At 70.0% G+C, this 24,971-nt stretch carries 26 protein-coding genes and 5 tRNA genes; 20 read left to right on the forward strand and 11 right to left on the reverse strand.

Annotated elements, in window-relative coordinates; translation table 11 throughout:
• Nucleotides 1-304: 304 nt before the first annotated feature.
• From ACIOEW_RS21185 to ACIOEW_RS21200, 4 genes are all read right to left on the reverse strand, one after another.
• Nucleotides 305-886 carry an ATP/GTP-binding protein gene (locus ACIOEW_RS21185; RefSeq protein ID WP_073738725.1) on the reverse strand — a complete coding sequence of 194 codons (582 nt, stop codon included), beginning with the start codon at nt 884-886 and terminating at the stop codon, nt 305-307.
• Nucleotides 867-1,274, reverse strand: a complete 408-nt coding sequence (locus ACIOEW_RS21190) for a DUF742 domain-containing protein (protein ID WP_148021032.1) — start codon at nt 1,272-1,274, stop codon at nt 867-869. Before ACIOEW_RS21190 ends, ACIOEW_RS21185 begins: the two co-directional genes overlap by 20 nt.
• Before the next feature lie 133 nt (nt 1,275-1,407).
• On the reverse strand, nt 1,408-1,821 hold the full coding sequence (locus ACIOEW_RS21195; protein WP_024495006.1) for a roadblock/LC7 domain-containing protein: 414 nt from the start codon (nt 1,819-1,821) through the stop codon (nt 1,408-1,410).
• A gap of 9 nt (nt 1,822-1,830) precedes the next feature.
• On the reverse strand, nt 1,831-5,589 hold the full coding sequence (locus tag ACIOEW_RS21200; RefSeq protein WP_401965125.1) for a nitrate- and nitrite sensing domain-containing protein: 3,759 nt from the start codon (nt 5,587-5,589) through the stop codon (nt 1,831-1,833).
• Nucleotides 5,590-6,168: 579 nt separating this feature from the next.
• On the opposite strand from ACIOEW_RS21200, the gene ACIOEW_RS21205 reads away from it, so the two are divergent.
• The 9 genes from ACIOEW_RS21205 to ACIOEW_RS21245 all read left to right on the forward strand — a co-directional run bounded on the left by ACIOEW_RS21205 (nt 6,169) and on the right by ACIOEW_RS21245 (nt 10,135).
• Nucleotides 6,169-6,357, forward strand: coding sequence for a hypothetical protein (locus ACIOEW_RS21205; RefSeq protein ID WP_362557700.1), 189 nt, complete (start codon nt 6,169-6,171; stop codon nt 6,355-6,357).
• A 104-nt stretch (nt 6,358-6,461) separates the two neighbouring features.
• A complete protein-coding gene (locus ACIOEW_RS21210; RefSeq protein WP_351003476.1) occupies nt 6,462-7,238 on the forward strand; it encodes a fumarylacetoacetate hydrolase family protein in 777 nt (258 codons plus the stop codon).
• Entirely contained in the window at nt 7,231-8,703 is a 1,473-nt protein-coding gene (gltX, locus tag ACIOEW_RS21215) for a glutamate--tRNA ligase (protein WP_401965126.1), read from the forward strand. Before ACIOEW_RS21210 ends, gltX begins: the two co-directional genes overlap by 8 nt.
• A 94-nt stretch (nt 8,704-8,797) precedes the next feature.
• Nucleotides 8,798-9,517, forward strand: coding sequence for an HAD family hydrolase (locus tag ACIOEW_RS21220; protein WP_401965127.1), 720 nt, complete (start codon nt 8,798-8,800; stop codon nt 9,515-9,517).
• 86 nt (nt 9,518-9,603) lie between these two features.
• A tRNA-Gln gene (locus ACIOEW_RS21225) sits at nt 9,604-9,675 on the forward strand.
• A gap of 35 nt (nt 9,676-9,710) precedes the next feature.
• Nucleotides 9,711-9,783: transfer RNA gene (locus tag ACIOEW_RS21230), tRNA-Glu, on the forward strand.
• Between the two features lie 86 nt (nt 9,784-9,869).
• Nucleotides 9,870-9,942: transfer RNA gene (locus ACIOEW_RS21235), tRNA-Glu, on the forward strand.
• A gap of 12 nt (nt 9,943-9,954) precedes the next feature.
• Nucleotides 9,955-10,026: transfer RNA gene (locus ACIOEW_RS21240), tRNA-Gln, on the forward strand.
• 36 nt (nt 10,027-10,062) lie between these two features.
• Nucleotides 10,063-10,135, forward strand: a tRNA-Glu gene (locus ACIOEW_RS21245).
• 121 nt (nt 10,136-10,256) lie between these two features.
• On the opposite strand, the gene ACIOEW_RS21250 is transcribed toward ACIOEW_RS21245, so the two are convergent.
• Nucleotides 10,257-10,898, reverse strand: coding sequence for a MerR family transcriptional regulator (locus ACIOEW_RS21250; RefSeq protein WP_401965128.1), 642 nt, complete (start codon nt 10,896-10,898; stop codon nt 10,257-10,259).
• A gap of 88 nt (nt 10,899-10,986) precedes the next feature.
• On the opposite strand from ACIOEW_RS21250, the gene ACIOEW_RS21255 reads away from it, so the two are divergent.
• Nucleotides 10,987-11,484: a DUF4188 domain-containing protein gene (locus ACIOEW_RS21255; RefSeq protein ID WP_362550152.1), complete on the forward strand. Its 498-nt coding sequence runs from the start codon at nt 10,987-10,989 to the stop codon at nt 11,482-11,484.
• A gap of 79 nt (nt 11,485-11,563) precedes the next feature.
• Here ACIOEW_RS21255 and ndgR read toward each other — a convergent pair whose 3' ends face one another.
• A complete protein-coding gene (gene ndgR, locus ACIOEW_RS21260; protein WP_003966003.1) occupies nt 11,564-12,280 on the reverse strand; it encodes an IclR family transcriptional regulator NdgR in 717 nt (238 codons plus the stop codon).
• A 174-nt stretch (nt 12,281-12,454) separates the two neighbouring features.
• Between ndgR and leuC the strand changes: the two genes are divergently transcribed.
• The 4 genes from leuC to ACIOEW_RS21280 all read left to right on the forward strand — a co-directional run bounded on the left by leuC (nt 12,455) and on the right by ACIOEW_RS21280 (nt 15,628).
• Nucleotides 12,455-13,879, forward strand: coding sequence for a 3-isopropylmalate dehydratase large subunit (gene leuC, locus ACIOEW_RS21265; RefSeq protein ID WP_362550155.1), 1,425 nt, complete (start codon nt 12,455-12,457; stop codon nt 13,877-13,879).
• 5 nt (nt 13,880-13,884) lie between these two features.
• Complete coding sequence (leuD, locus tag ACIOEW_RS21270; protein WP_401965129.1) at nt 13,885-14,478, forward strand: 3-isopropylmalate dehydratase small subunit; 594 nt, start codon at nt 13,885-13,887, stop codon at nt 14,476-14,478.
• A gap of 104 nt (nt 14,479-14,582) precedes the next feature.
• Nucleotides 14,583-14,810, forward strand: a complete 228-nt coding sequence (locus tag ACIOEW_RS21275; RefSeq protein ID WP_136330716.1) for a hypothetical protein — start codon at nt 14,583-14,585, stop codon at nt 14,808-14,810.
• Between the two features lie 143 nt (nt 14,811-14,953).
• Nucleotides 14,954-15,628: an HU family DNA-binding protein gene (locus ACIOEW_RS21280; RefSeq protein WP_362550160.1), complete on the forward strand. Its 675-nt coding sequence runs from the start codon at nt 14,954-14,956 to the stop codon at nt 15,626-15,628.
• A 92-nt stretch (nt 15,629-15,720) separates the two neighbouring features.
• Here ACIOEW_RS21280 and ACIOEW_RS21285 read toward each other — a convergent pair whose 3' ends face one another.
• Entirely contained in the window at nt 15,721-15,924 is a 204-nt protein-coding gene (locus ACIOEW_RS21285) for a hypothetical protein (RefSeq protein WP_266802461.1), read from the reverse strand.
• Nucleotides 15,925-15,934: 10 nt separating this feature from the next.
• A complete protein-coding gene (gene cofC / locus ACIOEW_RS21290; RefSeq protein ID WP_362550166.1) occupies nt 15,935-16,618 on the reverse strand; it encodes a 2-phospho-L-lactate guanylyltransferase in 684 nt (227 codons plus the stop codon).
• 162 nt (nt 16,619-16,780) lie between these two features.
• Here cofC and ACIOEW_RS21295 point away from each other — a divergent pair, with 162 nt between their 5' ends.
• The 3 genes from ACIOEW_RS21295 to ACIOEW_RS21305 all read left to right on the forward strand — a co-directional run bounded on the left by ACIOEW_RS21295 (nt 16,781) and on the right by ACIOEW_RS21305 (nt 19,768).
• Nucleotides 16,781-17,533: a lysophospholipid acyltransferase family protein gene (locus ACIOEW_RS21295; RefSeq protein WP_362550168.1), complete on the forward strand. Its 753-nt coding sequence runs from the start codon at nt 16,781-16,783 to the stop codon at nt 17,531-17,533.
• Nucleotides 17,530-18,540, forward strand: coding sequence for an NAD(P)H-dependent glycerol-3-phosphate dehydrogenase (locus tag ACIOEW_RS21300; protein ID WP_401965130.1), 1,011 nt, complete (start codon nt 17,530-17,532; stop codon nt 18,538-18,540). Before ACIOEW_RS21295 ends, ACIOEW_RS21300 begins: the two co-directional genes overlap by 4 nt.
• A 70-nt stretch (nt 18,541-18,610) precedes the next feature.
• Complete coding sequence (locus tag ACIOEW_RS21305; RefSeq protein WP_351003001.1) at nt 18,611-19,768, forward strand: D-alanine--D-alanine ligase family protein; 1,158 nt, start codon at nt 18,611-18,613, stop codon at nt 19,766-19,768.
• Nucleotides 19,769-19,816: 48 nt separating this feature from the next.
• Here ACIOEW_RS21305 and ACIOEW_RS21310 read toward each other — a convergent pair whose 3' ends face one another.
• On the reverse strand, nt 19,817-20,305 hold the full coding sequence (locus ACIOEW_RS21310; protein WP_401965131.1) for a DUF3515 domain-containing protein: 489 nt from the start codon (nt 20,303-20,305) through the stop codon (nt 19,817-19,819).
• 20 nt (nt 20,306-20,325) lie between these two features.
• Nucleotides 20,326-20,559 (reverse strand): Lrp/AsnC family transcriptional regulator, encoded by a 234-nt coding sequence (locus ACIOEW_RS21315; protein WP_073726918.1) that lies wholly within the window; start codon nt 20,557-20,559, stop codon nt 20,326-20,328.
• A 326-nt stretch (nt 20,560-20,885) separates the two neighbouring features.
• Between ACIOEW_RS21315 and ACIOEW_RS21320 the strand changes: the two genes are divergently transcribed.
• Entirely contained in the window at nt 20,886-21,857 is a 972-nt protein-coding gene (locus ACIOEW_RS21320; RefSeq protein ID WP_362550174.1) for a thiamine-phosphate kinase, read from the forward strand.
• Between the two features lie 10 nt (nt 21,858-21,867).
• Nucleotides 21,868-22,677, forward strand: a complete 810-nt coding sequence (thiD, locus tag ACIOEW_RS21325; RefSeq protein WP_362550177.1) for a bifunctional hydroxymethylpyrimidine kinase/phosphomethylpyrimidine kinase — start codon at nt 21,868-21,870, stop codon at nt 22,675-22,677.
• 165 nt (nt 22,678-22,842) lie between these two features.
• Here thiD and rpmB read toward each other — a convergent pair whose 3' ends face one another.
• A complete protein-coding gene (rpmB, locus tag ACIOEW_RS21330) occupies nt 22,843-23,028 on the reverse strand; it encodes a 50S ribosomal protein L28 (protein ID WP_003965989.1) in 186 nt (61 codons plus the stop codon).
• A gap of 256 nt (nt 23,029-23,284) precedes the next feature.
• On the opposite strand from rpmB, the gene ACIOEW_RS21335 reads away from it, so the two are divergent.
• Nucleotides 23,285-24,925, forward strand: a complete 1,641-nt coding sequence (locus ACIOEW_RS21335) for a DAK2 domain-containing protein (RefSeq protein ID WP_401965134.1) — start codon at nt 23,285-23,287, stop codon at nt 24,923-24,925.
• Nucleotides 24,926-24,971: the final 46 nt, after the last annotated feature.

Here is a 24,971-nt window from a genome sequence, read left to right on the forward strand (position 1 = left end):
GTTTGTTCAGGGCTGTACTACTCGGGAGTTCATCGAATTGCAGCACGGCCACCGGTCGCGTTCCAAACAGTCGGAATGTGCGATTCCGAGTGGCCCAGGCCTCAGATAAAACGGGCATAAAGAACGAGCCCCGTCAAAAGGCGGGGCTCGTGTGAGCGCAGTGGTACCGGCCGTGCGCATCGGGTGCCGACCGTGGCTTAATTCTCTTTCGAAACGTTATGAACACGGGGGTGGATCGTGTCAAAGGACACACTCCGCCCCCGTGTGGCTACTGTAATTGCCGTACGGCAATACCGACTTGTGCCTACTTGAGCCGTGCCATCAAAGCGTGCTCCACCAGAGTGATCAGACCGCTCTTGGCGTCACCGCGGTGCCGCGCGTCCGTCGTGATGATCGGGGTGTCGGGTCCGATCTGGAGGGCTTCGCGGACTTCGTCGGGGGTGTAGGGCTGGTGTCCGTCGAAGCCGTTGAGGGCGATGACGAAGGGGAGGCCGCTGTTCTCGAAGTAGTCGACGGCGGGGAAGCAGTCGGCGAGGCGGCGGGTGTCGACCAGGACGACGGCGCCGATGGCGCCGCGTACGAGGTCGTCCCACATGAACCAGAAGCGGTCCTGTCCGGGTGTACCGAAGAGGTACAGGATCAGGTCCTGGTCCAGGGTGATGCGGCCGAAGTCCATGGCCACCGTCGTGGTGGTCTTGCCGCCGGTGTGCGTGAGGTCGTCGATGCCCGCGGAGGCGGACGTCATCACGGCTTCGGTACGCAGCGGATTGATCTCCGAAACGGCACCGACAAACGTGGTCTTACCCACGCCGAATCCGCCCGCCACCACGATCTTCGCCGAGGTGGTGGCCCGGGCTGCACCGCCACTAGAGCTTGCGAAGTCCACTGAGCACCCTTTCGAGCAGTGTCACATCCGGCGCGCCGCCGGCCTCTCCGTTGCCCGGCTGGTGGATGGCCACCATGCCGGCTTCCGCCAGGTCCGCGACGAGGATCCGGGCCACACCGAGCGGCATCGACAACAGGGCCGACACCTCTGCCACCGACTTGACCTCACGGCACAGGTGGCAGATCCGCTGGTGCTCGGGGAGCAGGGTCCCCAGGTGCGCCGGGTCGGCCGTGGTGCTGACCAGTGCCTCTATCGCGAGTTGGTAGCGCGGTCGGGTCCGGCCACCGGTCATGGCGTACGGACGAACCAGCGGCTGGTCGCCTTCACCTTCGTACGACGCGCGGTTCAACGCGCCGTACGGATCGGGTGAGGCGGGTGGCGGGGTCATGAATCCTCCGGGCGTGACAGCAGGGCGTCGACTTGCCGTCTGAAGGGGCCGGTGGGGGGCTGTAAGCGGCCGGACGGGCGAGAGATGAGGGCGGTACCTGGGCTAATCGTCTGTGTCACCGGTTCACGGCCGCCTAGTGGAGCAGGCTGCCCTGGAGCTCGGCGCGGAGGTCCGGGGTCAGGACAGTGCCCGCCCGGTCCACCAGCAGGGCCATTTCGTAGCCGACCAGACCGATGTCGGCGTCCGGATGGGCCAGCACGGCCAGTGAGGAGCCGTCCGAGACGGACATCAGGAAGAGGAATCCGCGTTCCATCTCCACCACGGTCTGGCTGACGGCGCCGCCTTCGAAGATCCGGGAGGCACCCGCGGTCAGCGACGTCAGACCGGAGGCGACAGCCGCCAGCTGGTCCGCACGGTCACGCGGGAAACCTTCGGACATCGCCAGCAGCAGGCCGTCTGCGGAGACCACCACCGTGTGCGACACCCCAGGGGTGTTGTCCACGAAGTTGGTGATCAACCAGTTCAGATTCTGCGCGGCCTGACTCATCGGGCTCAACTAACGCTCCTGCTGGTGAGTGGGGCCGAGTGGGAAACTGCCGGTCGACGGGCCGTTGTTGGCCTGACGTCCCTGCTGGATGCCCCGGCGGAGATTGGTCAGCCGCCCGCGCACATCATCGGGCGCACGCGACACCTGGGGACCGGACTGATGGTTCTGCTGCTGGGCGGTACCCGGCACCAGATTGGCACGCGGGACCCGGCGCGGCAGACCGGACGTGGTAATTCCGCCTGCTGCGGGCTTCTTCACCCGCTCCGCCTGCCGGACGAGTTCGTCGTTCGGTGAGGCGCGCCAGGTGCTTGTGGGGCCGCTGGTGTCACCGGCACCGCGGAGCGGTGCGGCGGGAGCGGGACGCTCCTCGGCGGGCTGCTGGGGGAATCCGGGTGCCTGCGGCGCGGCGGGCGGCTGCTGGCCACCCTGCTGCGGACCGTGGAACCAGTTCGTCTCCAGCGTGTCGTACAGCGGGGTACGGCCGTCGCCGGGACCGGCCGGCGGCAGTGCCTCGGGCTGCGGCTGCTGCGGCAGGACCGGCCGGTACTCCCCACCCGGAGCCGGCGCGACGGGCGGACGCGGGGCACCGAAGTCCCCGTTGTCGCGGTCACGCTGGCGCGGCGCGGGCTGACCCTGGGCCTGTGCGGGCTGGCCGAAGTCCGGGCGGGCGAACTGCGCGGTGCTCGCCGGGTCCGGCGTCTGCGGCACGGGCCGCTGCTGCGGAGCCGGTGCCGAGAAGTCCGGACGGGCGAACTCGGCGGTCGAGCCGGGACCCTGCTGGTTGTTCATCGGCGGACGCGGGCTGAGCGGAGGCGGGTTCAGCGGCCGCTGGAACTGGCCGGTGGACTCGGGCTCCTCATGACCGCGGGGCGCGTCGAGCGGGGAGTGCCGCGGTGCGGCCGCGTCCTCGTTGCTGCCCCAGCTGGTGGTCTGCGGGCGCTGCGGCTGGGGGTTGCCACCCGGCAGCTCCGCGCGCGGACCGCCGACGGGGGGCAGCTGGCGGTCGTTCTGACCGGGCCCACCGGGCCCACCGGGCTGCTGGAAGCCGCCGCCCTGATTCTGCCAGGACTGTGGGGCCTGCCGGCCGGGACCGTTCTGCTCGGGACGCTTCTGGTCGAACAGACTGGGCTGGCCCGAGTCGGTACGGCCGTCGCCCTGGCCGCGGGCGCCCAGCCGGGCACCGCCGCCGAAGGCACCGGAGAGCCCGCCGCCCTGACGCGGCGGCTCCTGGCGCGAGGAGTCCGGCTGCCGGCCCTGCGGACCGGTGCCGGAGAGCCCGGAGTTCTGGAAGCCGGAGTTCTGGAAGCCGGGGTTCTGCTGGCCGCCGGGCTGACCGGGCTGGCCCGGACCCTGCTGGTTCTGGGGACGGCCCGAGCTGCCGTCGCGGGCAGGCAGCGCCGCCCGCGGCCCGGAGCCCGCACCGACCTGGCCTCGCGTGGCACCGGGACCTGCGGGGAGCCGGCCGCCCGGGGCCGAGGGAGCGGCGTCGAGACCCGTACGGGGCGCGTTGCCGCCGGCCAGGAGCCCGCCGGGGGCGCCGCCGTTGCCGCCGGCGAGCAGACCGCCCGGAGCGGGGGACTGCTGACCCTGGGCCTGCTTCGGAACCGGCTGCTTACCGCCGTGCGCGACGTCGACCGGGAGCATGACCAGTGCGGTCGTACCACCCGAGTCGGAGGGGCGCAGCTGGATGCGGATGCCGTGACGCAGCGACAGCCGGCCGACCACGAACAGACCCATGCGGCGGGAGACCGAGACGTCCACGGTGGGCGGCGAGGCGAGCCGCTCGTTGATCGCCGCGAGGTCCTCGGGGGAGAGGCCGATGCCCGTGTCGTGGATCTCGACGAGCACCCGGCCGTCGGGCAGCGCGTGACCGGTGACCCGGACCTTCGTCTGCGGCGAGGAGAACGACGTGGCGTTCTCCAGCAGCTCGGCGAGGAGGTGCACGAGGTCGTTGACGACCCGGCCGGCGACCTCGGTGGCGGGCACCGCGGCCAGTTCGATGCGCTCGTACTGCTCCACCTCGGAGGCGGCGGCACGGAGCACGTCGACCAGCGGCACGGGACGGGTCCACCGGCGGCCCGGCTCCTCGCCCGCGAGGACGAGGAGGTTCTCACCGTTACGACGCATACGGGTCGCGAGGTGGTCGAGCTTGAAGAGGGAGGACAGCTGGTCCGGGTCGGCCTCGCGCGACTCCAGCTCGGAGATGAGCGAGAGCTGACGCTGGATGAGGCCCTGCGAACGACGCGAGAGGTTGGTGAACATCGCGTTGACGTTGCCCCGGAGGAGGGCCTGCTCGGCGGCGAGGCGGACGGCCTCGCGGTGCACGTCGTCGAAGGCCGCGGCGACCTTGCCGATCTCGTCGCGGGAGTGCACACCGACCGATTCGACCGAGGTGTCGACATCCTGCGGGTCGGCCTCGGAGAGCTGCTTGACGAGCTCGGGCAGCCGGTCCTGGGCGACGCGCGTCGCGGTGTCCTGCAGCCGGCGCAGCGAGCGGATCATGGACCGGGCGACGACGAAGGCGCCGACGAGCGAGACACCGAGCACGAGCAGGATGAGCGCACCGGAGATGATCGCCTCGCGCTGGGACTCGTCGCGCAGTTCGCGCGCCTTGCCCTCCATGTCGCTGAGGAGCGTCTCCTCGATCTGCTTCATGGCCTGGATCTTGGTGGAGTCCTGGTCGTACCAGTCCATGTAGGAGCGGCGCACGCCCGGACCGCTCATGCCGTTGGCGTTGTCGAGCACCCTCTTGGCGTAGGTGTCGGCGGCCTTGATCTCGGGCTGGCCCTCGTCGAGCGTGGAGGTCAGCTCGTCGGCGCTCTTGCCCGTGGTCGTGTAGATGGCCTCGAAGGAGTTGCGGGCCGCGGCCTCCTTGCGCTGAGCCGCAAGTCCGAACTGCTGGTCGTTGCGGTCGAGGTGCGGCTGCTTGTCGTTTCCGCCCGGCAGCGCGGCGGCGATGATCGCGCGCTGGACCGACGCGTACTCCTTGGCGGAGGAGAAGGCCGCCAGGGCGCGGGTCCGCTTGATCATCTCGGGGCTGCTGGTCGCCTGCGCCATGTCCTGCGAGAGGCTCAGCAGCGAGGTGATCAGCTGGCTGTAGGCGTCGACGGTCTGGAGACTCGGACTGTCCTTGGCGTACGCCTGCTTGCGGATGTCGCGGATGGAGCCGAGCTGCGACGCGATCTGCTGGACGCTGGAGTGGATGCTCTCCAGGGCCTCGTCGCCGGTGGTGTCACCGATGTCGTTCGTCGCCGTGAAGAAGGCCTTCTTCGCGCGGTCGGTCTTCTTCCGCGGCTCCGTGACCTTGAAGTCGTCCGCCGGTACTCCGTTGGACAGCGGTCCTGCCGACCGGTCGCGCTCCTCCTGGAGCGCCTGGGCCAGCGAGGTCGCCTGCTTCGTCATCTTGGTCAGCAGCTGCATGTGCTCCAGCTGCTGGATGTCGTTCATGGAGTCGTTGATACGAAGACCACCCAGCGTGGTCGCGGCGACCACGGGGAGGGCGAGCAGGGAGACCAGACGCGTGCTGATGCGCCAGTTGCGAAGGGCTACGCGTGATCCCGTGTTGACCGGGCCGCGCGGCTTGAGCGCGGAGACCGGATCGGACCCACCGCCCGCCGCCGCGCCGGGGCGCTGGGAGCGGTCGTTGCTGTCGCCGGCCGCGGCCGGTCCGGGGTTCTGGGCGTGCTGGGGCGAGGAACCGCGGTCGGTCCCGCCGCGCGGCTCCTGTTCCGCCGCAGCGCTGCCATCCCTCTTGAAACGTCCCTGCACTAGCGTCGCAACCTCTGGACCAGGCGCTCTCTCCCGTCATGGACGGAAGGAACGGTGTCGGCGTCGTGGGGCGTTGTTCCGCCCCATGGTGGTCGTGAGTGACCGGCGCTCTTCCCCTTCCCGCCGCCACTCGGCGCTGCGTTGCGCCCCTGCGCGCCGGCTTGAAACCGCGGCGGTGCGTGGAATTCCAGCACAGTGGCGGATCTCCAACAAGGGCCAGGTACCGGGCTGTGACCTGGGTGACACGTTGTGATGGCGGGGTAACAAGCCGTGGAGACCGTTCAGTGACATAACGGACGATTGCGGGTGAAGCAGGTGAGGGTGACGGGTGTCCCAGTCGACATGATCAGGAGCGGAATGGTTCATTCAGTGGTGCAATGTCCGTTTCTTCCGGCCGCATCCGTAGCCCGAATTGGTGGAATTGTCGGCCACTTCGTGAGCAAACTCACAGGATGATCGCCGTCTCATCCGGGCTCGCGCAGGGAATCGGATGTTTAGCCTGGCGCTTTACAGGGATGGCAAAACCGACAACCGGCGCCCCTGCGGGTGGCGCCCCTACCGACAGGGTCCGTACGGCAGATGAAGACGACGATGATGTTCCACAACATTGCCAACCCCCGGCGCACCACGCTGGCGCACCTCAAGGACGCCGAAGCACTGCAGACGCCGGAGCGGCCGGAGCACGCAGTCGACCTGCCGACGCAGACGGCCAACCCGCGCCGCACGATCCTGATGGTCGCCCCCGCGGCCACCGCCGCCGCGGAGTAATACCGCGCAGCACGGGCCCCTCACCCGCGCCGGGGCCTCGCCCGGGGCGATAGCCTGGAGCGTCAGTCTTCAGCTACCCAGCAAGTGAGGGGCGACAGCTTCCCGTGCGCATCGCCAGGTTCTCCATCGACGGCAATGTCGCCTTCGGCGCCGTCGAGGGCGACGGGCCCGATGGTCTCGTCCTCGACATCATCAAGGGCATCCCGTACGCCGACTTCGAGCTCTCCGGGACCAAGGTCCCGCTGAGCAAGGTCCGGCTGCTGCCGCCCGTGCTCCCGAACAAGGTCGTGGCCATCGGCCGCAACTACGCGGAGCACGCAGCGGAACTCGGCAACGAGGTCCCCGACGTCCCCGTCGCCTTCTTCAAGCCCACCACCTCGGTGATCGGCTCCGGCGACGCCATCGAGTACCCCTCCTTCTCCAACGAGCTGCACCACGAGGCCGAGCTGGCCGTGGTCATCGGCCGGATGTGCCGCGAGGTGCCCCGGGAGCGGGTCAAGGACGTCATCTTCGGCTACACCTGCGCCAACGACGTGACCGCCCGCGACGCCCAGAAGCGCGAGAAGCAGTGGGCCAGGGCCAAGGGCTTCGACACCTCCTGCCCGCTGGGTCCCTGGGTGGAGACCGACCTCGACCCCAGCGACATCGCCATCCAGGCCACGGTCAACGGCGAGCAACGCCAGCTGGGCCGGACGAGCGAGATGATCCGCTCCATCGAGGACCTGGTCGTCCACATCACGGAAGCGATGACGCTGCTCCCGGGCGATGTGATCCTCACCGGGACTCCCGCAGGGGTCGGACCCCTCCATGTCGGCGACGAGGTCGCCGTCACCATCGAAGGCATCGGCACTCTCACCAACAAGGTGATCAAGCGTGGTTAACGCACCAGTCCGCGTACGTTTCTGTCCCTCCCCGACCGGCAACCCCCACGTGGGCCTGGTCCGGACAGCTCTCTTCAACTGGGCCTTCGCCCGGCACCACCAGGGCACCCTGGTCTTCCGCATCGAGGACACCGACGCGGCGCGCGACTCCGAGGAGTCGTACGACCAGCTCCTCGACGCGATGCGCTGGCTCGGCCTCGACTGGGACGAGGGCCCCGAGGTCGGCGGCCCGCACGCCCCGTACCGCCAGTCGCAGCGCATGGACATCTACAAGGACGTCGCCGAGAAGCTCCTCGCCGCCGGCCACGCGTACCACTGCTACTGCACCACCGAGGAGCTCGACGCCCGCCGCGACGCCGCCCGCGCCGCCGGCAAGCCGTCCGGCTACGACGGTCACTGCCGCGACCTGAGCGCGGAGCAGAAGGCCGCGTACGAGGACGGGGGCCGCACGTCCATCGTCCGCTTCCGGATGCCCGACGAGGCCCTCACCTTCACCGACCTGGTCCGCGGCGACATCACCGTCCAGCCGGAGAACGTGCCGGACTACGGCATCGTCCGCGCCAACGGCGCCCCTCTCTACACGCTGGTCAACCCGGTCGACGACGCACTGATGGAGATCACCCACGTCCTGCGCGGCGAGGACCTGCTCTCCTCCACCCCGCGCCAGATCGCGCTGTACGCGGCGCTCACCGAGCTGGGCATCGCCAAGCAGACCCCGGCGTTCGGCCACCTGCCGTACGTCATGGGCGAGGGCAACAAGAAGCTCTCCAAGCGCGACCCGCAGGCCTCGCTCAACCTCTACCGCGAGCGCGGCTTCCTGCGCGAGGGGCTGCTCAACTACCTCTCGCTGCTCGGCTGGTCGATCGCCGAGGACCGGGACATCTTCGACATCGACGAGATGGTCGCCGCGTTCGACATCAAGGACGTCAACGCCAACCCGGCCCGCTTCGACCTCAAGAAGTGCGAGCACATCAACGCCGAGCACATCCGTCGGCTCGATGTGAAGACCTTCACCGAGGCCTGCGGTCCCTGGCTGACGGCCCCGTTCGCCCCCTGGGCCCCGGAGGCCTTCGACGCGGACGTGTTCGCGTCGATCGCCCCGCACGCCCAGACCCGGGTCACGGTCCTCTCCGAGATCACGGCCAACGTCGACTTCCTCTTCCTCGACGAGCCGGCGACCGACGAGGCGTCCTGGGCCAAGGCGATGAAGGAGGGCTCCGACGCCCTCCTCGTGACGGCCCGCGCCAAGCTGATCGCCGCCGAGTGGAACGCGGAGGCGCTGAAGGCCGCCATCCTCGCCGCCGGTGAGGAGCACGGCCTGAAGCTCGGCAAGGCGCAGGCCCCGGTCCGCGTCGCCGTCACCGGCCGCACGGTCGGTCTGCCGCTCTTCGAGTCCCTGGAGATCCTGGGCCGGGAGAAGACGATCGCCCGCATCGACGCGGCGCTGGCGAAGCTGGCCGCGTAACGACGGCAGACGGACGGGCCCGGCAACCGCTGACAGCGGTTGCCGGGCCCGTCCGTCTGCCGCCAGGTGCGCCGGACGCCCTAGAGTCGGCTTCATGCCGATCAGAGCCGTCCTGTGGGACGTTGACGACACACTCTTCGACTACACGACGGCCGCCGCCACCGGCATGTCCCGGCACCTTGCGGCCGAGGGGCTGCCGGCGGGCTACGCCACGGCCGATGAGGCGGGCGACGCCTGGCAGCGGCTCACCCGGCACCACTGGCAGCGGTTCGCCGACGGGGAGACCGACTGGCAGGGCCAGCGCCGCGACCGGGCCAGGGACTTCCTCGCACGCCCGCTGGGCGACACCGAGGCCGATGCCTGGTTCGAGCGGCACATCGCCCACTACGAGGCCGCCTGGGCGCTCTTCCCGGACACCGTGCCCGCGCTCGACGCCCTGGCCGGGGCGTACCGGCACGCCGTGCTGTCGAACTCCGCCCTGGAACAGCAGCACCACAAGCTCACCGTGCTCGGTGTGCGCGACCGCTTCGAGTCCGTCCTGTGCGCGGCGGAGCTGGGTATCGCCAAGCCCGCCCCCGGGGCGTTCCTCGCCGCCTGTGAGGCGCTGGCGCTGCCGCCGGCGGAGGTCGCCTACGTGGGCGACGAACCCGACATCGACGCCCGCGGCGCGGTCGCCGCCGGACTGACCGGCATCTGGCTGGACCGCCGCGGACGGGGCGGACGGCCCGAACTCGTCCGGATCACGGCTCTCGACCAGCTCCCTGGCCTGCTGGCGGGCGATACCCGTTTTGGAGCGCCGGACACCTTCAGGTAATGTTCTTCCTGCGCCGCCCAAGCGGAACGAAAGATCCGCACGGGAAGCGCAGACAGAAACAACACCCTCCAGGGGTTGCGTTTCAGTGGGCTATGGTGTAATTGGCAACACTACGGTTTCTGGTACCGTCATTCTAGGTTCGAGTCCTGGTAGCCCAGCGCAAGACCGCAAGACAAGCAAGTTGCAGGAACAAGCCCCCGTTGTGTAGCGGCCTAGCACGCTGCCCTCTCACGGCAGTAGCGCCGGTTCAAATCCGGTCGGGGGTACAGATCCTTCCCGCGAGAACATCTGGGTCGCACCCACGTTCTTGCGGTGAAAATATCCGGCTACCGCCGGGTGGAGGATCGCTAGGGCCCCCGTTGTGTAGCGGCCTAGCACGCTGCCCTCTCACGGCAGTAGCGCCGGTTCGAATCCGGTCGGGGGTACTTGTAACACCATGGGCTATGGTGTAATTGGCAACACTACGGTTTCTGGTACCGTCATTCTAGGTTCGAGTCCTGGTAGCCCAGCGCAAGACCGCAAGACAAGCAAGTCGCAGTATCCAAGCCCCCGTTGTGTAGCGGCCTAGCACGCTGCCCTCTCACGGCAGTAGCGCCGGTTCAAATCCGGTCGGGGGTACAACAGAGCAGCAGGCGAAGGCCCTTCACTCCGGTGAGGGGCCTTCTGCTTGTGTATGCGGGCGGGTTGGTTGTGCGGGCCGTTCGGCCCGCACGCGTTCCGGAGTCCGTACGGGCCGAACTCACAGCCCGTACCGCCGGGCCGACTCCTCCTCCTGGGCCAGGCGTCGCAGCGCCGCCATCAGTGGTTCGTACAGCACCGCGGAGGCGACCGCCATCTCCACCTGCTCCGACTGCGTGGGATACGTCTCCATCATGTCCAGGTCACGGACCGCCGCTTCGTGCATGAGGCGTGCGTGGTCCGCCAGATAGTCGCCCCCGCACGGGTAACCGAGACGGATCAGGGTGGCCAGGGACGCCACCAGTGACCGGTGGGAGGGGGAGAGGGCGCCGACCTCCCGGGCGGTCGACCAGCCCAGCTGGTCCAGGAGCCGCTCGACCTCCGCGGCGGCGATCGCCGTCTCGGGCGCCTCCTCGTCGGGCTCGGGGCCGTGCGGCAGTGACCAGAGGGCCGCACCCAGCCGGATCGTCCGGCCCAGGGACTCGTCGTCGGCGTGGTTCAGCACCTCGCGAGCCGTGGCCACGGGGAGGCGGCCCACCTGGAGGAGGGCCCGGACCAGCCGCAGCCGGCGCACATGGCTGTCGTCGTACGCGGCCTGCGTCGCGCTCACCCGCTGTCCCGGCGGCAACAGCCCCTCGCGCAGGTAGTACTTGATCGTCGCCGTGCTGACGCCGCTCTGCTCGCTCAGTTCCGAGAGCCGCATTCCGTCCCCTCCCTTGCGCCGCCGTTCGGGCGGTGCCACGATCCAACCATTGGATAGTTCAACTCTCCAACGAATCCAGGGGGCCCGCATGTTCGTGAAACCGATACCGGGACGGATGACCGCGGCAGCCGAGGGGGATGTGGTGATCCTGCTGATCGGCATGCGCATCAACCACTTCTGGGGAGTGCACCACTGGCTCCCGGTCTTCCTCGCGATGCCGCGCCTGCTGCGGGAGTTGAGCCGGGACAAGAGCAGGGGACTGCTCGGATACAACCTGCTGTCCGGCTCGCCCAGGACGTACTACGTCGTCCAGTACTGGGAGTCGAAGGAGAAGCTCTACGAGTACGCCGTGGCGCCGGACATGCTGCACCGCAAGGCGTGGGCGATGATCAACCGCAAGGAGAAGAAGTCCCGGCAGCACGTGGGGCTGTGGCACGAGACCTACGTCGTGCCCGAGGGCGGGTACGAGTCCATCTACGCGGATATGCCGGCGTACGGACTGGCCGCGGCGACCGGGTCGCTGCCGATCGAGGGGCGGGGCCGCCGTGGGGCGGATCGTTTCGCACACCGCTCGCCGGCGAAGTGAGGCGTTGAGCCGAAGCTGAGCTGGAAGGGGGCCGCCACGACACTGGGGCGGCCTCTGGTGAAGGGGGAGGGGTGGCGGTTCAGCCCGTGCGGCGCAGCGCCTCGCTCAGCCGGGCGGCCGAGTCGATGACGGCCTGGGCGTGCATCCGTCCCGGGTGCCGGGTCAGCCGCTCGATCGGTCCGGAGACCGAGACCGCAGCGACCACCCGGTTCGAGGGGCCGCGCACCGGGGCGGAGACCGAGGCGACGCCCGGCTCGCGCTCACCGATCGACTGGGCCCAGCCCCGGCGCCGGACGCCGGAGAGCGCCGTCGCCGTGAATCGGGCGCCCTGGAGGCCGCGGTGCAGGCGCTCGGGCTCCTCCCAGGCCATGAGGATCTGGGCGGAGGATCCCGCCTTCATGGTGAGCGTGGAGCCGACCGGCACGGTGTCCCGCAGACCGGACAGCCGCTCCGCCGCTGCCACGCAGATCCGCATGTCACCCTGCCGGCGATAGAGCTGGGCGCTCTCGCCGGTGATGTCGCGGAGGTGGGTGAGTACCGGTCCCGCCGTGGCGAGCAGCCGGTCCTCGCCCGCCGCTGCGGCGAGCTCGGAGAGGCGGGGGCCGAGAATGAAACGGCCCTGCATGTCCCTCGCCACCATGCGGTGGTGTTCCAGTGCCACGGCCAGTCGGTGAGCCGTGGGTCGTGCGAGCCCGGTCGCCGCGACCAGCCCGGCGAGGGTGGCCGGCCCGGACTCCAGGGCGCTCAATACCAGAGCTGCCTTGTCGAGAACGCCGACGCCGCTAGAGTTGTCCATACGACGATACTCGCGTCTCACTCTGTGAAACGCAAGTTCAATTTTCCAGCGAAGTTGCGAACCTGTACGGGCGGCCCCACAACGGCCCGTAGCCACCGCCCCGTACGGGGGTCCGGACGGGGGCGCACCGAATCTCTAGTTGGGCCGGCGACGACGCCGGCCGGAGGGAAAGCGATGGGTAGGACACTCGCGGAGAAGGTTTGGGACGACCATGTCGTCCGGCGCGCCGAAGGTGAGCCCGACCTCCTCTACATCGATCTGCACCTGCTGCACGAGGTGACCAGCCCGCAGGCCTTCGACGGTCTGCGGCAGGCCGGACGCCCGGTGCGGCGCCTCGACCTCACCATCGCCACCGAGGACCACAACACCCCGACCCTCGACATCGACAAGCCGATCGCCGACCCGGTCTCCCGCGCACAGCTGGAGACCCTGCGCAAGAACTGCGCGGAGTTCGGCGTCCGGCTGCACCCGCTGGGCGACGTCGAGCAGGGCGTCGTCCACGTGGTCGGCCCGCAGCTGGGTCTGACCCAGCCCGGCACCACGGTCGTATGTGGTGATTCCCACACCTCTACGCACGGCGCGTTCGGCGCGCTGGCGTTCGGTATCGGCACCAGCCAGGTCGAGCACGTCCTGGCCACGCAGACGCTGCCGCTGGCCCGTCCGAAGACGATGGCGATCACCATCGACGGCGAACTGCCCGAGAGCGTCACCGCCAAGGACCTGATCCTCGCGATCATCGCGCGGATCGGCACCGGCGGCGGCCAGGGCTACATCCTCGAATACCGTGGCTCCGCCATCGAGAAGCTCTCGATGGAGGCCCGGATGACCATCTGCAACATGTCGATCGAGGCCGGTGCGCGGGCGGGCATGATCGCCCCCGACCGCACCACCTTCGACTATCTGCAGGGCCGGGACCACGCCCCGCAGGGCGCGGACTGGGACGCGGCCGTCGCGTACTGGAAGACGCTGCGCACGGACGACGACGCGGTCTTCGACGCCGAGGTGGTCATCGAGGCCGCCGCGCTGGCGCCGTTCGTCACCTGGGGCACCAACCCCGGCCAGGGCGCACCCCTGTCGGCCAACGTCCCCGATCCTGCTTCGTACGAGGACGCCTCGGAGCGCAACGCCGCCGAAAAGGCCCTGGAGTACATGGGGTTGACCGCCGGCCAGCCGCTGCGCGAGATCAACGTCGACACCGTCTTCGTAGGTTCCTGCACCAACGGCCGGATCGAGGACCTGCGCAACGCGGCCGCGATCCTGGACGGACGCAAAGTCGCCGACGGCGTACGGATGCTGGTCGTCCCGGGCTCCGTCCGGGTCGCCCTGCAGGCTGTGGAGGAGGGCCTGGACAAGGTCTTCACCGCCGCCGGCGCCGAATGGCGGCACGCGGGTTGCTCGATGTGCCTCGGCATGAACCCCGACCAGCTGGCCCCCGGCGAGCGCTCCGCCTCGACCTCGAACCGTAACTTCGAGGGCCGGCAGGGCAAGGGCGGCCGTACGCACCTGGTCTCCCCGCAGGTTGCCGCCGCGACCGCCGTGCTGGGCCATCTGGCCTCGCCGGCCGACCTGTCCGACGCCCGTACGCCCGCCGGAGTCTGAGAATCATGGAAGCTTTCACCGCACACACCGGCCGGGCCGTCCCGCTGCGCCGCAGCAACGTCGACACCGACCAGATCATCCCCGCCCACTGGCTGAAGAAGGTCACCCGGGACGGCTTCGAGGACGGGCTCTTCGAGGCCTGGCGCAAGGACGAGAACTTCGTCCTCAACCGCCCGGAGCGCAAGGGTGCCTCGGTCCTGGTGGCAGGCCCCGACTTCGGCACCGGCTCGTCCCGCGAGCACGCCGTCTGGGCGCTCCAGAACTACGGCTTCAAGACCGTCATCTCCTCCCGGTTCGCCGACATCTTCCGCGGTAACTCGCTGAAGAACGGGCTGTTGACCGTGGTCCTGGACCAGAAGGTCGTCGACGCCCTCTGGGAGCTGACCGAGGCCGACCCGACGGCCGAGATCACCGTCGACCTGGAGAAGCGGCAGGTCCTCGCCGAGGGCATCACCGCCGACTTCGAGCTCGATGAGAACGCCCGCTGGCGGTTGCTGAACGGGCTGGACGACATCAGCCTCACCCTTCAGAACGAAGCGGACATCGCGGCCTACGAGGCGGTCAGGCCTGCCCACAAGCCCCGTACAATTAACGCCTGAGCAGCGCGTTTCCAGTACTGCGCCCCCTGCCTTCTGGTAGGGGGCGCAGTCGCTTGTTGAGCCCCCGTCGGGCGACAACTCGCCCCAGATGGCACAATCGGTGCATGGAACGCGACAGCCAACTCAAGCTTTACGGCCAAGTCGCCGACCAATTGAAGGAAGCGCACTCGCGAGTGCGTGCACTGCAAGTCCCGGAGGGCGTACGGATGGCGCTGAACCGGAAGCTGTTGGTCGTCACGGCCGCGGCAAAGCACGATCTCCCAGATGCAGCAAGGCGTCTGGACCGGTTGATGAAGGACCTCGATGAGGGCCGATTCCCCGAAGGTGACTGACTCTGCGGAACTGCGCAGCGGTCGACTTCGTTGCGGCACTAGGGTGATTAGCCCGTTTCGTGTTTGATTTGCGGTATATATCTGCCTAACGTGCGAAAAAGCCTGAACAGTTTCGTTCGGGCAATGTCTCCGAAGGGGAAGACGTGAACAAGGCGCAGCTCGTAGAAGCGATTGCCGACAAGGTCGGCGGCCGTCAGCAGGCCGCGGACGCCGTCGATGCGGTGCTCGACGCGATCGTTCGTGCGGTTGTCGCAGGTGACCGCGTTTCGGTCACCGGCTTCGGCTCGTTCGAGAAGGTCGACCGCCCCGCCCGTTACGCCCGCAACCCGCAGACGGGTGAGCGCGTACGGGTCAAGAAGACCTCGGTGCCCCGCTTCCGTGCGGGACAGGGCTTCAAGGACCTGGTGAGCGGCTCGAAGAAGCTCCCCAAGAACGACGTGGCCGTGAAGAAGGCCCCCAAGGGCAGCCTCTCGGGCGGTTCTTCCACCCGTACGACGGCCAAGGCCGCCGCCAAGAAGGCGACCGCCAAGAAGGCCGTGGCGAAGAAGGCCACCGCCAAGAAGACCGTGGCAGCGGCGAAGACGACTGCTGCAGCCGCCAAGAAGACCACCGCGAAGAAGACGTCCGCGGCGGCGAAGAAGACCACGACGGCCGCGAAGAAGGCGACCCCGGCGGCGAAGAAGACCACGACGGCAGCCAAGAAGGCCGTCGCCAGCAAGACCGCGCCCGCCAAGAAGACCACGGCGAAGAAGGCGCCCGCGAAGAAGACCACCGCGCGCAAGACCACGGCCAAGAAGGCCACTGCACGCAAGAAGTAAGGACCGGCACCACAAGGCTCCTCACACGCGCCGGGCCGGGCTCCCCTCGGGGAGCCCGGCCCGCGGGCTGTCCGGGGTGGCCGGGCCCGGTTTCAGAAGGTCTGCAGCGTCACCAGGGTGATCCGCAGCGCCGCGCCTTCGCCCTCGCCCTCGATCCGCACCCGTTGCCCCGGACGCAGCAGCCGCAGGCCGCCGGCGTCGAAGGCCGGAGCGTCGAAGTCCACCGGGGTGCCGTCGTCGAGCAGCACGCTGCCGGTGCGGGTCTCGGAGTCGTACGTGTACGAGGTCGCCTGCATGGGCGGCAGCCTATCGGTCCGCCGCAGGGACCCCTGCGGCCCAGCGTCCCGCCGTGTACGGGCCGACGCCCAGGGCCAGCGCCGCTCGCAGATCGTCGCCCGTGTCCACGTCCTGGCGCACGGAGTCGATACCCGACAGCGTGACCTCCACCGCCCCCGACGCGAGATGCCGCGCCCTGGACGGGCCGCCGAAGGCGGGGCGCAATTCCACTCCCGGCCCAGCGGAGAGAAAAGTCGTTCCGATTCCCGCGACATCGGTCACAAAGGCCCGGGGAAAGGCGGCAGAGAATTCGAGAACGCGGGCCAATTCCGCCGGGCGCAACGCGGGAAGATCGGCGTTGAGCGCCGCGAGGGCGCCGCGGGGCCGGGCGGACCGCGCCGCTCGCTCACCGTGTGCGAGGGCGGCGTTGAGCCCGGCGGCAGGGGTGTCGGCCACGATTCGGGCCCCGAGCGCCGCCAGCGCGGCCCCGGCCGCCGTGTCGTCCGTGACGACCACCACATCGGCGACTCCCGGACAGGACAGGGCGGCGGACACGGTGTCCCGGGCGAAGGCCAGCGCGAGCCGTGGCCGCAGCAGGGCGCCGGAAGCGGGCGCCAGCCTGCTCTTGGCCCGCGCCAGAGGCTTCAGCGGGACGACCAGCGACCAGGGGCCGGTCGGGTCGGTGTTCGTGGCGGTCTCCCCCTCGATGTGCATGGCCGCCTATTCTCGCCTGCCGGTACGACAACCCGGAGGGTCGGTCCCCGAGGCGAGGCGTACGGTGTTCTCGACAGAGCAGGGGCCTGGGGCGAGACTTGACCGTCGGTAGTCGGTCAGCAGGCAGCTCCACAGTCAGGTCATATAGAGGAAGGTGTCCGAGTGTCCCGCCGCAGAATCGGCTTCTGGTACCGCCTGGCGGCGGTCATCGCGAAACCGCCGCTGGTGATTCTGTTCAAGCGCGACTGGCGGGGAATGGAACACATTCCGGCCGACGGCGGATTCATCACCGCGGTCAATCACAACTCGTACCTGGACCCTCTTTCGTACGGGCATTTCCAGTACAACACCGGACGGGTGCCGCGGCTCCTCGCCAAGGCGGGCCTCTTCAAGACCCCCTTCGTCGGAATGATGCTGCGCGGCACCGGCCAGATTCCCGTGTACCGCGAGACCACGAACGCGCTGGACGCCTTCAGGGCCGCCGTCGACGCCATCGAGCGCGGTGAGTGCGTCGCCTTCTACCCCGAGGGCACCCTCACCCGTGACCCCGAGATGTGGCCGATGGCCGGCAAGACCGGCGCCGCCCGCGTCGCGTTGATGACCAGGGCCCCGGTCATCCCCGTCGCGCAGTGGGGCGCCAACCTGGCGGTGCCGCCCTACGCCACGGAGAAGAAGGTGCGGCTCTTCCCCCGCAAGACCCTCCAGGTCCAGGCCGGTCCGCCCGTCGACCTCTCCCGGTTCTACGACCGGGAGCCGACGCCCGACGTGCTGCGCGAGGCGACCGAGGTCATCATGCTCGCGGTCACCGCGCAGCTGGAGGAGGTACGCGGCCAGCAGGCACCCGCCGAGCTCTACGATCACCGCAAGGCCCGGGCACAACAACGGCGCAAGGCCGAAGGAGAGGGACCCAAGTGACGCACCCCGTAAAGGCAGCCGTCTTCGGAACCGGCTCATGGGGTACGGCCTTCGCCATGGTCCTCGCGGACGCGGGCTGCGAGGTCACCCTCTGGGGGCGCCGGGCCGAGGTCGCCGAGGCCGTCAACACGACCCGTACCAACCCCGAGTACCTGCCGGGGATCGAACTCCCCGCATCGGTCAGGGCCACCACGGACGCGGCCGAAGCGCTGCGCGGCGCCGACTTCGCGGTGCTCGTCGTGCCGTCCCAGACGCTGCGCGCCAACCTCGCCGACTGGGCCCCGCACCTGGAGCCGCAGACCGTCCTGGTCTCACTGATGAAGGGTGTCGAACTCGGCACCGCGAAGCGGATGAGCGAGGTCATCGAGGACGTCACGAAGGTCTCCGCCGACCGTATCGCCGTCGTCACCGGACCCAACCTCGCCAAGGAGATCGCCGAACGCCGCCCCGCGGCAGCGGTCGTCGCCTGCCAGGACGAGTCCGTCGCACGCCGGCTCCAGGCGGCATGCCACACCCCGTACTTCCGCCCCTACACCAGCACCGACGTGGTCGGCTGCGAACTCGGGGGCGCCGTCAAGAACGTCATCGGGCTGGCCGTGGGCATCGCCGACGGCATGGGGCTCGGCGACAACACCAAGGGCTCGCTCATCACCCGCGGCCTCGCCGAGACCATCCGCCTCGGCGTGGCCATGGGAGCCGACCCGCTGACCTTCTCCGGGCTCGCGGGCCTCGGCGACCTGGTGGCGACCTGCTCGTCGCCGCTCTCGCGCAACCACACCTTCGGCGTCAACCTCGGCCGCGGCATGACGCTCCAGGAGACCATCGCGGTCACCAGGCAGACCGCCGAGGGCGTCAAGTCGTGCGAATCCGTGCTCGACCTGGCCCGACGGCACGGAGTCGAGATGCCCCTCACCGAGACGGTCGTCGGCATCGTCCACGAGGGCAAGCCGCCGATGGTCGCGCTCAAGGAACTGATGTCGCGCAGCGCCAAGGCCGAGCGGCACTGAGCCGGTTCACCCACCGGGCGGTACCGGCCGCGCTGACGCGACCCCTACCAGAAGGTACGCTCATCGCGATATGAGCAGCGAGAACCTCCCCCAGAGCACGGAGCAGCAGCTCCGCAAGCCGCGTGTAGCCGTCGTGTTCGGCGGCCGCAGCTCCGAACACGGCATTTCGGTGGTCACGGCCGGTGCGGTCCTGAACGCGATCGACCGGACGAAGTACGACGTCCTGCCGATCGGCATCACGACGGACGGCCGCTGGGCGCTCACCGCCGACGAACCCGAACGCATGGCGATCACGGACCGGAAGATGCCCGACGTGGCACAACTAGCCGAGTCCGACGAGGGCGGCGTGGTGCTGTCCGTCGATCCCGGCAGCCGCGAAGTGGTCTACAGCGAGCCCGGATCCGTCCCCAAGGCGCTCGGCGAGGTCGACGTCGTCTTCCCCGTCCTGCACGGCCCCTACGGTGAGGACGGCACGCTCCAGGGCCTCCTGGAGCTCTCCGGCGTGCCGTATGTCGGCGCCGGTGTCCTCGCCTCGGCGGTCGGCCAGGACAAGGAGTACATGAAGCGCGTCTTCACCTCCTTCGGGCTCCCCGTCGGGCCGTACCTGGTCGTACGCCCCCGCGAGTGGGACAACGACGCCCAGGGCGCCCGCAAGCGCATCACGGACTTCGCCGGCGAGCACGGCTGGCCACTCTTCATCAAGCCCGCCCGGGCCGGCTCGTCCATCGGCATCACCAAGGTCGACGACCCCTCCGGCCTCGACGAGGCGATCGAGGAGGCCCGCCGTCACGACCCCAAGTTCCTTGTGGAATCGCTGCTGCGAGGCCGCGAGATCGAGTGCGGTGTGCTGGAGTTCGAGGACGGTCCGCGCGCCAGCGTGCCCGCCGAGATCCCGCCGGTCACCTCGCACGACTTCTACGACTTCGAGGCCAAGTACATCGACGCGGCGTCCGGGATCGTGCCCGCCCCGCTGACCGACGAGGAGACCGCCGAGGTCCAGCGGCTCGCGGTCGAGGCTTTCGAGGCCACCTCCTGCGAGGGCCTCGTGCGCGCCGACTTCTTCCTCACCGAGGACGGCGGCTTCGTCATCAACGAGATCAACACCCTGCCGGGCTTCACCCCGATCTCCATGTACCCGCGCATGTGGCAGGAGAGCGGTGTCAGCTACCAGCAGCTCGTCGACCGGCTCATCCAGGCGGCGCTGGACCGGCCGACCGGCCTGCGCTGAGAGCCGCCCGCACAGCACAGGGAGTGCGCTCCGGCCGGGGCGCACTCCCTACAGGCTGCTGGGAACCGTCTTCTTGACCGCCGACGCGAAGGCCGCCAACGGGGTCGCGTCATGCGCGTACGCCGCCGAGAGCGTGACCTCGACGTACGCCTTGCGCAGGGTGGTCGTGAAGCGCGGCCCGTCGTCCTCCCGTTGCTCCAGCAGCCAGTTGACGCCGTTGGCCTCCGCGGCCTTCGACTGGGCGTCGTCCATCTTCGCGGGGCGCGGGACACCACAGCGCAGTACGATCGCCCCGTCCCCCCACCCGGCGGTCAGATCCGAACGGGGCGCGGGATCACTGCGCTCCAGACCGGCGACGGAACTCGGCAGCTCCTTGTGCAGCGCACGGCAGTAGGCTGCGGCTTCCGAGGACGGGGTGGGCACCGTGACCGATGCCGACGGGTCCGTGGAAGTGCAGCCCGCCGCAGCCATGAGGACCAGGGCGGCGGACGGACCGAGGAGCACGGGGTGGGGGAGCCGGCGGCAGAAAGATGTCACCGGCCCAGCGTAGACGGGGGCTACAGGTGAACGACCGGACAGGTCAGGGTTCGGGTGATGCCGTCCACCTGCTGGACCTTGGCGACCACCATGCGTCCGAGTTCATCGACCGTGTCGGACTGGGCCCGCACGATCACGTCGTAGGGGCCGGTGACGTCCTCTGCCTGGATCACTCCCGGAATCTTGGCGATGGTCTCGGCGACGGTCGACGCCTTGCCCACCTCGGTCTGGATAAGGATGTACGCCTGTACCACGGAACCTCCAGGGCGGCCACGAGGATCATGTGGGGGAAAGGGACGCCACGTTATCGCGTCGCCGCGGGCCGCGGGGAGACCTGCGGGCCGGATGACGCCCACAGCGTGGCGTACAGAACACACAAGTTGACGTATCTCTTGACAGTACCGACAGCAGTGAACGCCCGCGACCGCAAGCTCAGCGGCGCGGACGGGGGAAACGCATGCCCGTGACCAGCAGGACGGACCGTCCCCTCCGGCGGACACGCTCCACGGCCGGTCCGGGCATCCGGCCGCTGAAGCAGGCCGGACGCCCGTCCGGCCCCATAGATGAGAGGTGAGACTCGGTGAAGGGAACCGTGGGCGAGTTGGGGGAGTTCGGGCTCATCAGGGAACTGACCTCCCGGCTCACCACCACTCCGGCGGTACGGCTGGGACCCGGCGACGACGCCGCGGTCATCACCGCCCCCGACCGCAGGGTCGTGGCCAGCACGGACATTCTGCTGGAGGGACGGCACTTCCGGCGTGACTGGTCGACGGCGTACGACGTCGGCCGCAAGGCGGCCGCACAGAACCTCGCCGACATCGCCGCCATGGGCGCCGTGCCCACCGCGCTGCTCCTCGGCCTCGTCGTCCCCGCCGAACTCCCGGTCACCTGGGCAGGGGAGCTGATGGACGGCATCCGCGACGAGTGCCAGGTCGCGGGGGCGGCCGTGGTCGGCGGCGATGTGGTGCGCGGCGACACCATCACCGTCGCGATCACCGCGCTCGGCGATCTGCGCAACCACGAACCCGTCACCAGGGCGGGCGCCCAGCCCGGCGACGTCGTCGCCGTCACCGGCTGGCTCGGCTGGTCCGCCGCCGGGTACGCCGTCCTCTCGCGGGGCTTCCGCTCACCCCGTGCGTTCGTGGAGGCACACCGCCGCCCCGAACCGCCGTATCACGCGGGCCCCGCGGCGGCCGGGCTCGGCGCCACCGCGATGACGGACGTCAGCGACGGGCTCGTCGCCGACCTCGGGCACATCGCCGAGGCCAGCAAGGTCCGCATCGACCTGCGCTCCGGGCTCATCGACATCCCGTCGCAGATGTCCGACATCGGGCAGGCCGTCGGCGTGGACCCGCTCCAGTGGGTGCTCACCGGCGGCGAGGACCACGCGATCGTCGCCACGTTCCCGTCCGACGTGAAGCTGCCGGCCCGCTGGAAGGTGATCGGCGAGGTCCTCAACCCGTCGGCGCTGCCGCAGGTGACGGTCGACGGGGCGCCCTGGACGGCCAAGGGCGGATGGGACCACTTCGGCGACATCGAGGACGCCCAGTAGATTGCGGCGTATGCCCATACCTTCCGCCGTACCGCCCCGAGTGCTCACCGTCGCCGGATCCGACTCCGGCGGCGGTGCGGGCATCCAGGCCGACCTGAAGACGATGCTGGCGCTCGGTGTGCACGGCATGAGCGTGCTGACCGCCGTCACCGCACAGAACTCCCTGGGCGTGCAGGGCGCCTGGGAGCTGCCCGCGGAGGCCGTACGCGCCCAGTACCGCAGCGTCGTCGACGACATCGGCGTGAACGCGGTCAAGACCGGCATGCTGGCGTCTGCGCTGCTCGTCGAGACCGTCGCCGCACTCCTCGCCGGAACGGACGCCCCCGTCGTCGTCGACCCGGTCGGCGTCTCCAAGCACGGAGACCCGCTCCTGGCCGCCGAGGCGCTCGACTCGGTCCGCACGAAGCTGCTGCCCGTCGCGACCGTGGCGACCCCGAACCTCGACGAGGTGGCACAGCTCACCGGCATCGTGGTCACCGACGAGGCCGGAATGCGGCAGGCCGCGGCAGAACTGCTCGGATACGGGCCCCGCTGGGTGGTCGTCAAGGGCGGACACCTGCCGGGCGAACCCGTCGACCTGCTCACGGACGGCAGCGAGGAACACTGGCTGCGCGCCCCCCGCCACGACAACCGCCATACCCACGGCACGGGCTGCACCCTCGCCTCCGCCATCGCCTGCGGACTGGCCCTGGGCCAGGACGTACCCACGGCGGTACGGGCAGCGAAGGCCTACGTCACCGGGGCGATCGCGGCGGGCTTCCCGCTGGGATCGGGGATCGGCCCGGTCGGCCACGGATGGCGGCTGCGCAGCGCCCGCTGAGCGGCCCCTGCCGTCGCTCTCGCCGACGGAGCGCAGCTTCGACGGCGGAGGTGCCTTTCGATGACGGAGCGCAGCGAAAGGGCCGACGGAGCACAGCAAAAAGCCGGTCCACCGAGGTGGACCGGCTTTTTGGGCAACCGGTAAGGCTGCGCTACGACGGGAACGTCAGCGCGCGACCTTGCCGGCCTTGATGCACGAGGTGCAGACGTTGAGCCGCTTCGGCGTCCGCCCGACCACGGCACGCACGCGCTGGATGTTGGGATTCCAGCGACGGGACGTACGGCGGTGCGAGTGCGAAATGCTGTTGCCGAAGCTCGGCCCCTTGCCGCAAACGTCGCAGTTGGCAGCCACGGGTCACTCCAAAACTTCAGATGCACTTACAGTGAATTCCGGCACGCCGGATTCATTGACTGAAGTGGCGGTACCGGGGGATGTTCCCGACTCTCGTCGGGCAACCGAAGCAGCATACAACGGCTGCGTCGGAGATACGAAACTACCATGGGTCCACAGCCGCCCGCCCCGCCCCTGGACCTGTCCCCGCCGCCGGCCGGGGCTACTCTGCGGTGCAGCCCGCCGCCCCGGTACGCGTTTCGAGGAGGACCATCAGGTGCCGCAGACCGCCGACGCCCTGGACACCGTCGCGGTGCGTACCTGGTGCTCCCTGGCGCTGGACGCGCTGGGCCGGGAGCGCGAGGCCATCGACGCGATCAACGTGTATCCCGTCGCCGACGGCGACACCGGAACCAATCTCTACCTGACCGTGGAATCCGCGGCAGCCGCCGTCGAGGCCGTCTTCGCCGCCCACGAGACCGGCACCTCGGTCCCCTCCACCGCCGACGCGGTACGTGCCATGGCGCACGGGGCGCTGATCGGGGCCCGCGGGAACTCCGGCACGATCCTGGCCCAGCTGCTGCGCGGCATGGCCGGGGTGCTGGCCGAAGGAGAGGGCACCGGCTCGCTGCGCGCGGCGCTGGCCCGCGCCGCGACGTCGGCCCGCGAGGCGGTCGCCCACCCCGTCGAGGGCACGGTCCTGACCGTGGCCTCCGTGGCCGCCGAGGCCGCGGGGCGGGCACCGGACGGCGCCGGAGCGTCCGCGGTGGCGCAGGCGGCGTACGAAGGGGCGCGGAAGGCCCTGGACGCGACCCCGGGACAGCTTGCCGTCCTCGGCCGCGCCGGGGTCGTCGACGCAGGCGGACGGGGACTGGTGGCAGTGCTCGGCGCCCTGGTCGAGGCGGTCTCGGGCCGGGCCCCGGAGCCGGGGCCCCTCTCGTCCACCGCACCGGCCGTCGTTCCCGCTCCGGCCGCCGTCGCGGACTGCCCGGCGGGCGAGGACCCGCAGGACGGACCGGCCTTCGAGGTCATCTACCTGCTGGAGGCCGGTGACGAGGCCGTGGAGCGGCTGCGGACCCGGCTCGACGGCCTGGGCGACTCCCTCGTGGTGGTCGGCGGCGACGGGCTGTGGAACGTCCATGTGCACGTCGACGACGCGGGAGCGGCGGTGGAAGCCGGGGTCGAGGCCGGGCGGCCCTACCGCATCCGGATCACCCACTTCGCCGCGGACCGCGTGCACGCCCGCCCCGAACCGGCCCAGCGCGCGGTCGTCGTGGTCGTCCCGGGCGACGGGCTCGGCGGCCTGTGCGCGGAGGCCGGGGCGACGACGGTGCTCGCGCGGCCCGGGGAGCCCCCCGCCAGCGGCGAACTCGTCGACGCCATCCGGCGCGCGCACGCCCGCGAGGTGGTGCTCCTGCCCAACGACGGCGACCTGCGGCACACCGCCGCGGCCGCCGCCGAACAGGCCCGGGCCGAGGGCATCCGGGTCGCCCTCATCCCCACCAGGGCCGCGGTCCAGGGCATCGCGGCCCTGGCCGTCCACGAACCGGACCGCAGCTTCGACGAGGACGTCGTCGCGATGACCGCGGCGGCCGGCGCCACCCGGTACGCCGAACTGGCCGTCGCCGAACGGCAGTCCTGGACCATGGCGGGCATCTGCCAGGCCGGCGACATCCTCGGCCTGATCGACGGCGATGTGGCCGTCATCGGCGAGGACGTCCCCGGAACGGCCCGCAAGGTGCTGGACCGGATGCTGGCGGCGGGCGGCGAACTCGTCACCCTGGTCCTCGGTGAGGACGTCCCCGGCACCCTGGCCGACGCACTGGAGGAACACGTCCGCGAGGGCTACCTGGCGGTGGACACGGTGGTCTACCGCGGCGGCCACCAGTGCGCCCCGCTGCTGATCGGGGTGGAGTAGCGCCGCCGCCGTGACCGGGCCGGAAAACCAGCCCGTCCGGCGATCG

Source organism: Streptomyces sp. NPDC087901 (assembly GCF_044742205.1).
Taxonomy (GTDB): domain Bacteria; phylum Actinomycetota; class Actinomycetes; order Streptomycetales; family Streptomycetaceae; genus Streptomyces.

Coding starts and splice junctions, on each gene's coding strand:
- thiD (WP_362550177.1), top strand. CDS start 21,868: ATGCCCATACCTTCCGCCGTACCGCCCCGAGTGCTCACCGTCGCCGGA.
- ndgR (WP_003966003.1), bottom strand. CDS start 12,280: ATGGACAACTCTAGCGGCGTCGGCGTTCTCGACAAGGCAGCTCTGGTA.
- ACIOEW_RS21195 (WP_024495006.1), bottom strand. CDS start 1,821: ATGAGTCAGGCCGCGCAGAATCTGAACTGGTTGATCACCAACTTCGTG.
- cofC (WP_362550166.1), bottom strand. CDS start 16,618: ATGCACATCGAGGGGGAGACCGCCACGAACACCGACCCGACCGGCCCC.
- ACIOEW_RS21305 (WP_351003001.1), top strand. CDS start 18,611: ATGAGCAGCGAGAACCTCCCCCAGAGCACGGAGCAGCAGCTCCGCAAG.
- ACIOEW_RS21190 (WP_148021032.1), bottom strand. CDS start 1,274: ATGACCCCGCCACCCGCCTCACCCGATCCGTACGGCGCGTTGAACCGC.
- ACIOEW_RS21275 (WP_136330716.1), top strand. CDS start 14,583: ATGGAACGCGACAGCCAACTCAAGCTTTACGGCCAAGTCGCCGACCAA.
- ACIOEW_RS21205 (WP_362557700.1), top strand. CDS start 6,169: ATGAAGACGACGATGATGTTCCACAACATTGCCAACCCCCGGCGCACC.
- ACIOEW_RS21250 (WP_401965128.1), bottom strand. CDS start 10,898: ATGCGGCTCTCGGAACTGAGCGAGCAGAGCGGCGTCAGCACGGCGACG.
- ACIOEW_RS21220 (WP_401965127.1), top strand. CDS start 8,798: ATGCCGATCAGAGCCGTCCTGTGGGACGTTGACGACACACTCTTCGAC.
- leuC (WP_362550155.1), top strand. CDS start 12,455: ATGGGTAGGACACTCGCGGAGAAGGTTTGGGACGACCATGTCGTCCGG.
- leuD (WP_401965129.1), top strand. CDS start 13,885: ATGGAAGCTTTCACCGCACACACCGGCCGGGCCGTCCCGCTGCGCCGC.
- ACIOEW_RS21285 (WP_266802461.1), bottom strand. CDS start 15,924: ATGCAGGCGACCTCGTACACGTACGACTCCGAGACCCGCACCGGCAGC.
- ACIOEW_RS21255 (WP_362550152.1), top strand. CDS start 10,987: ATGTTCGTGAAACCGATACCGGGACGGATGACCGCGGCAGCCGAGGGG.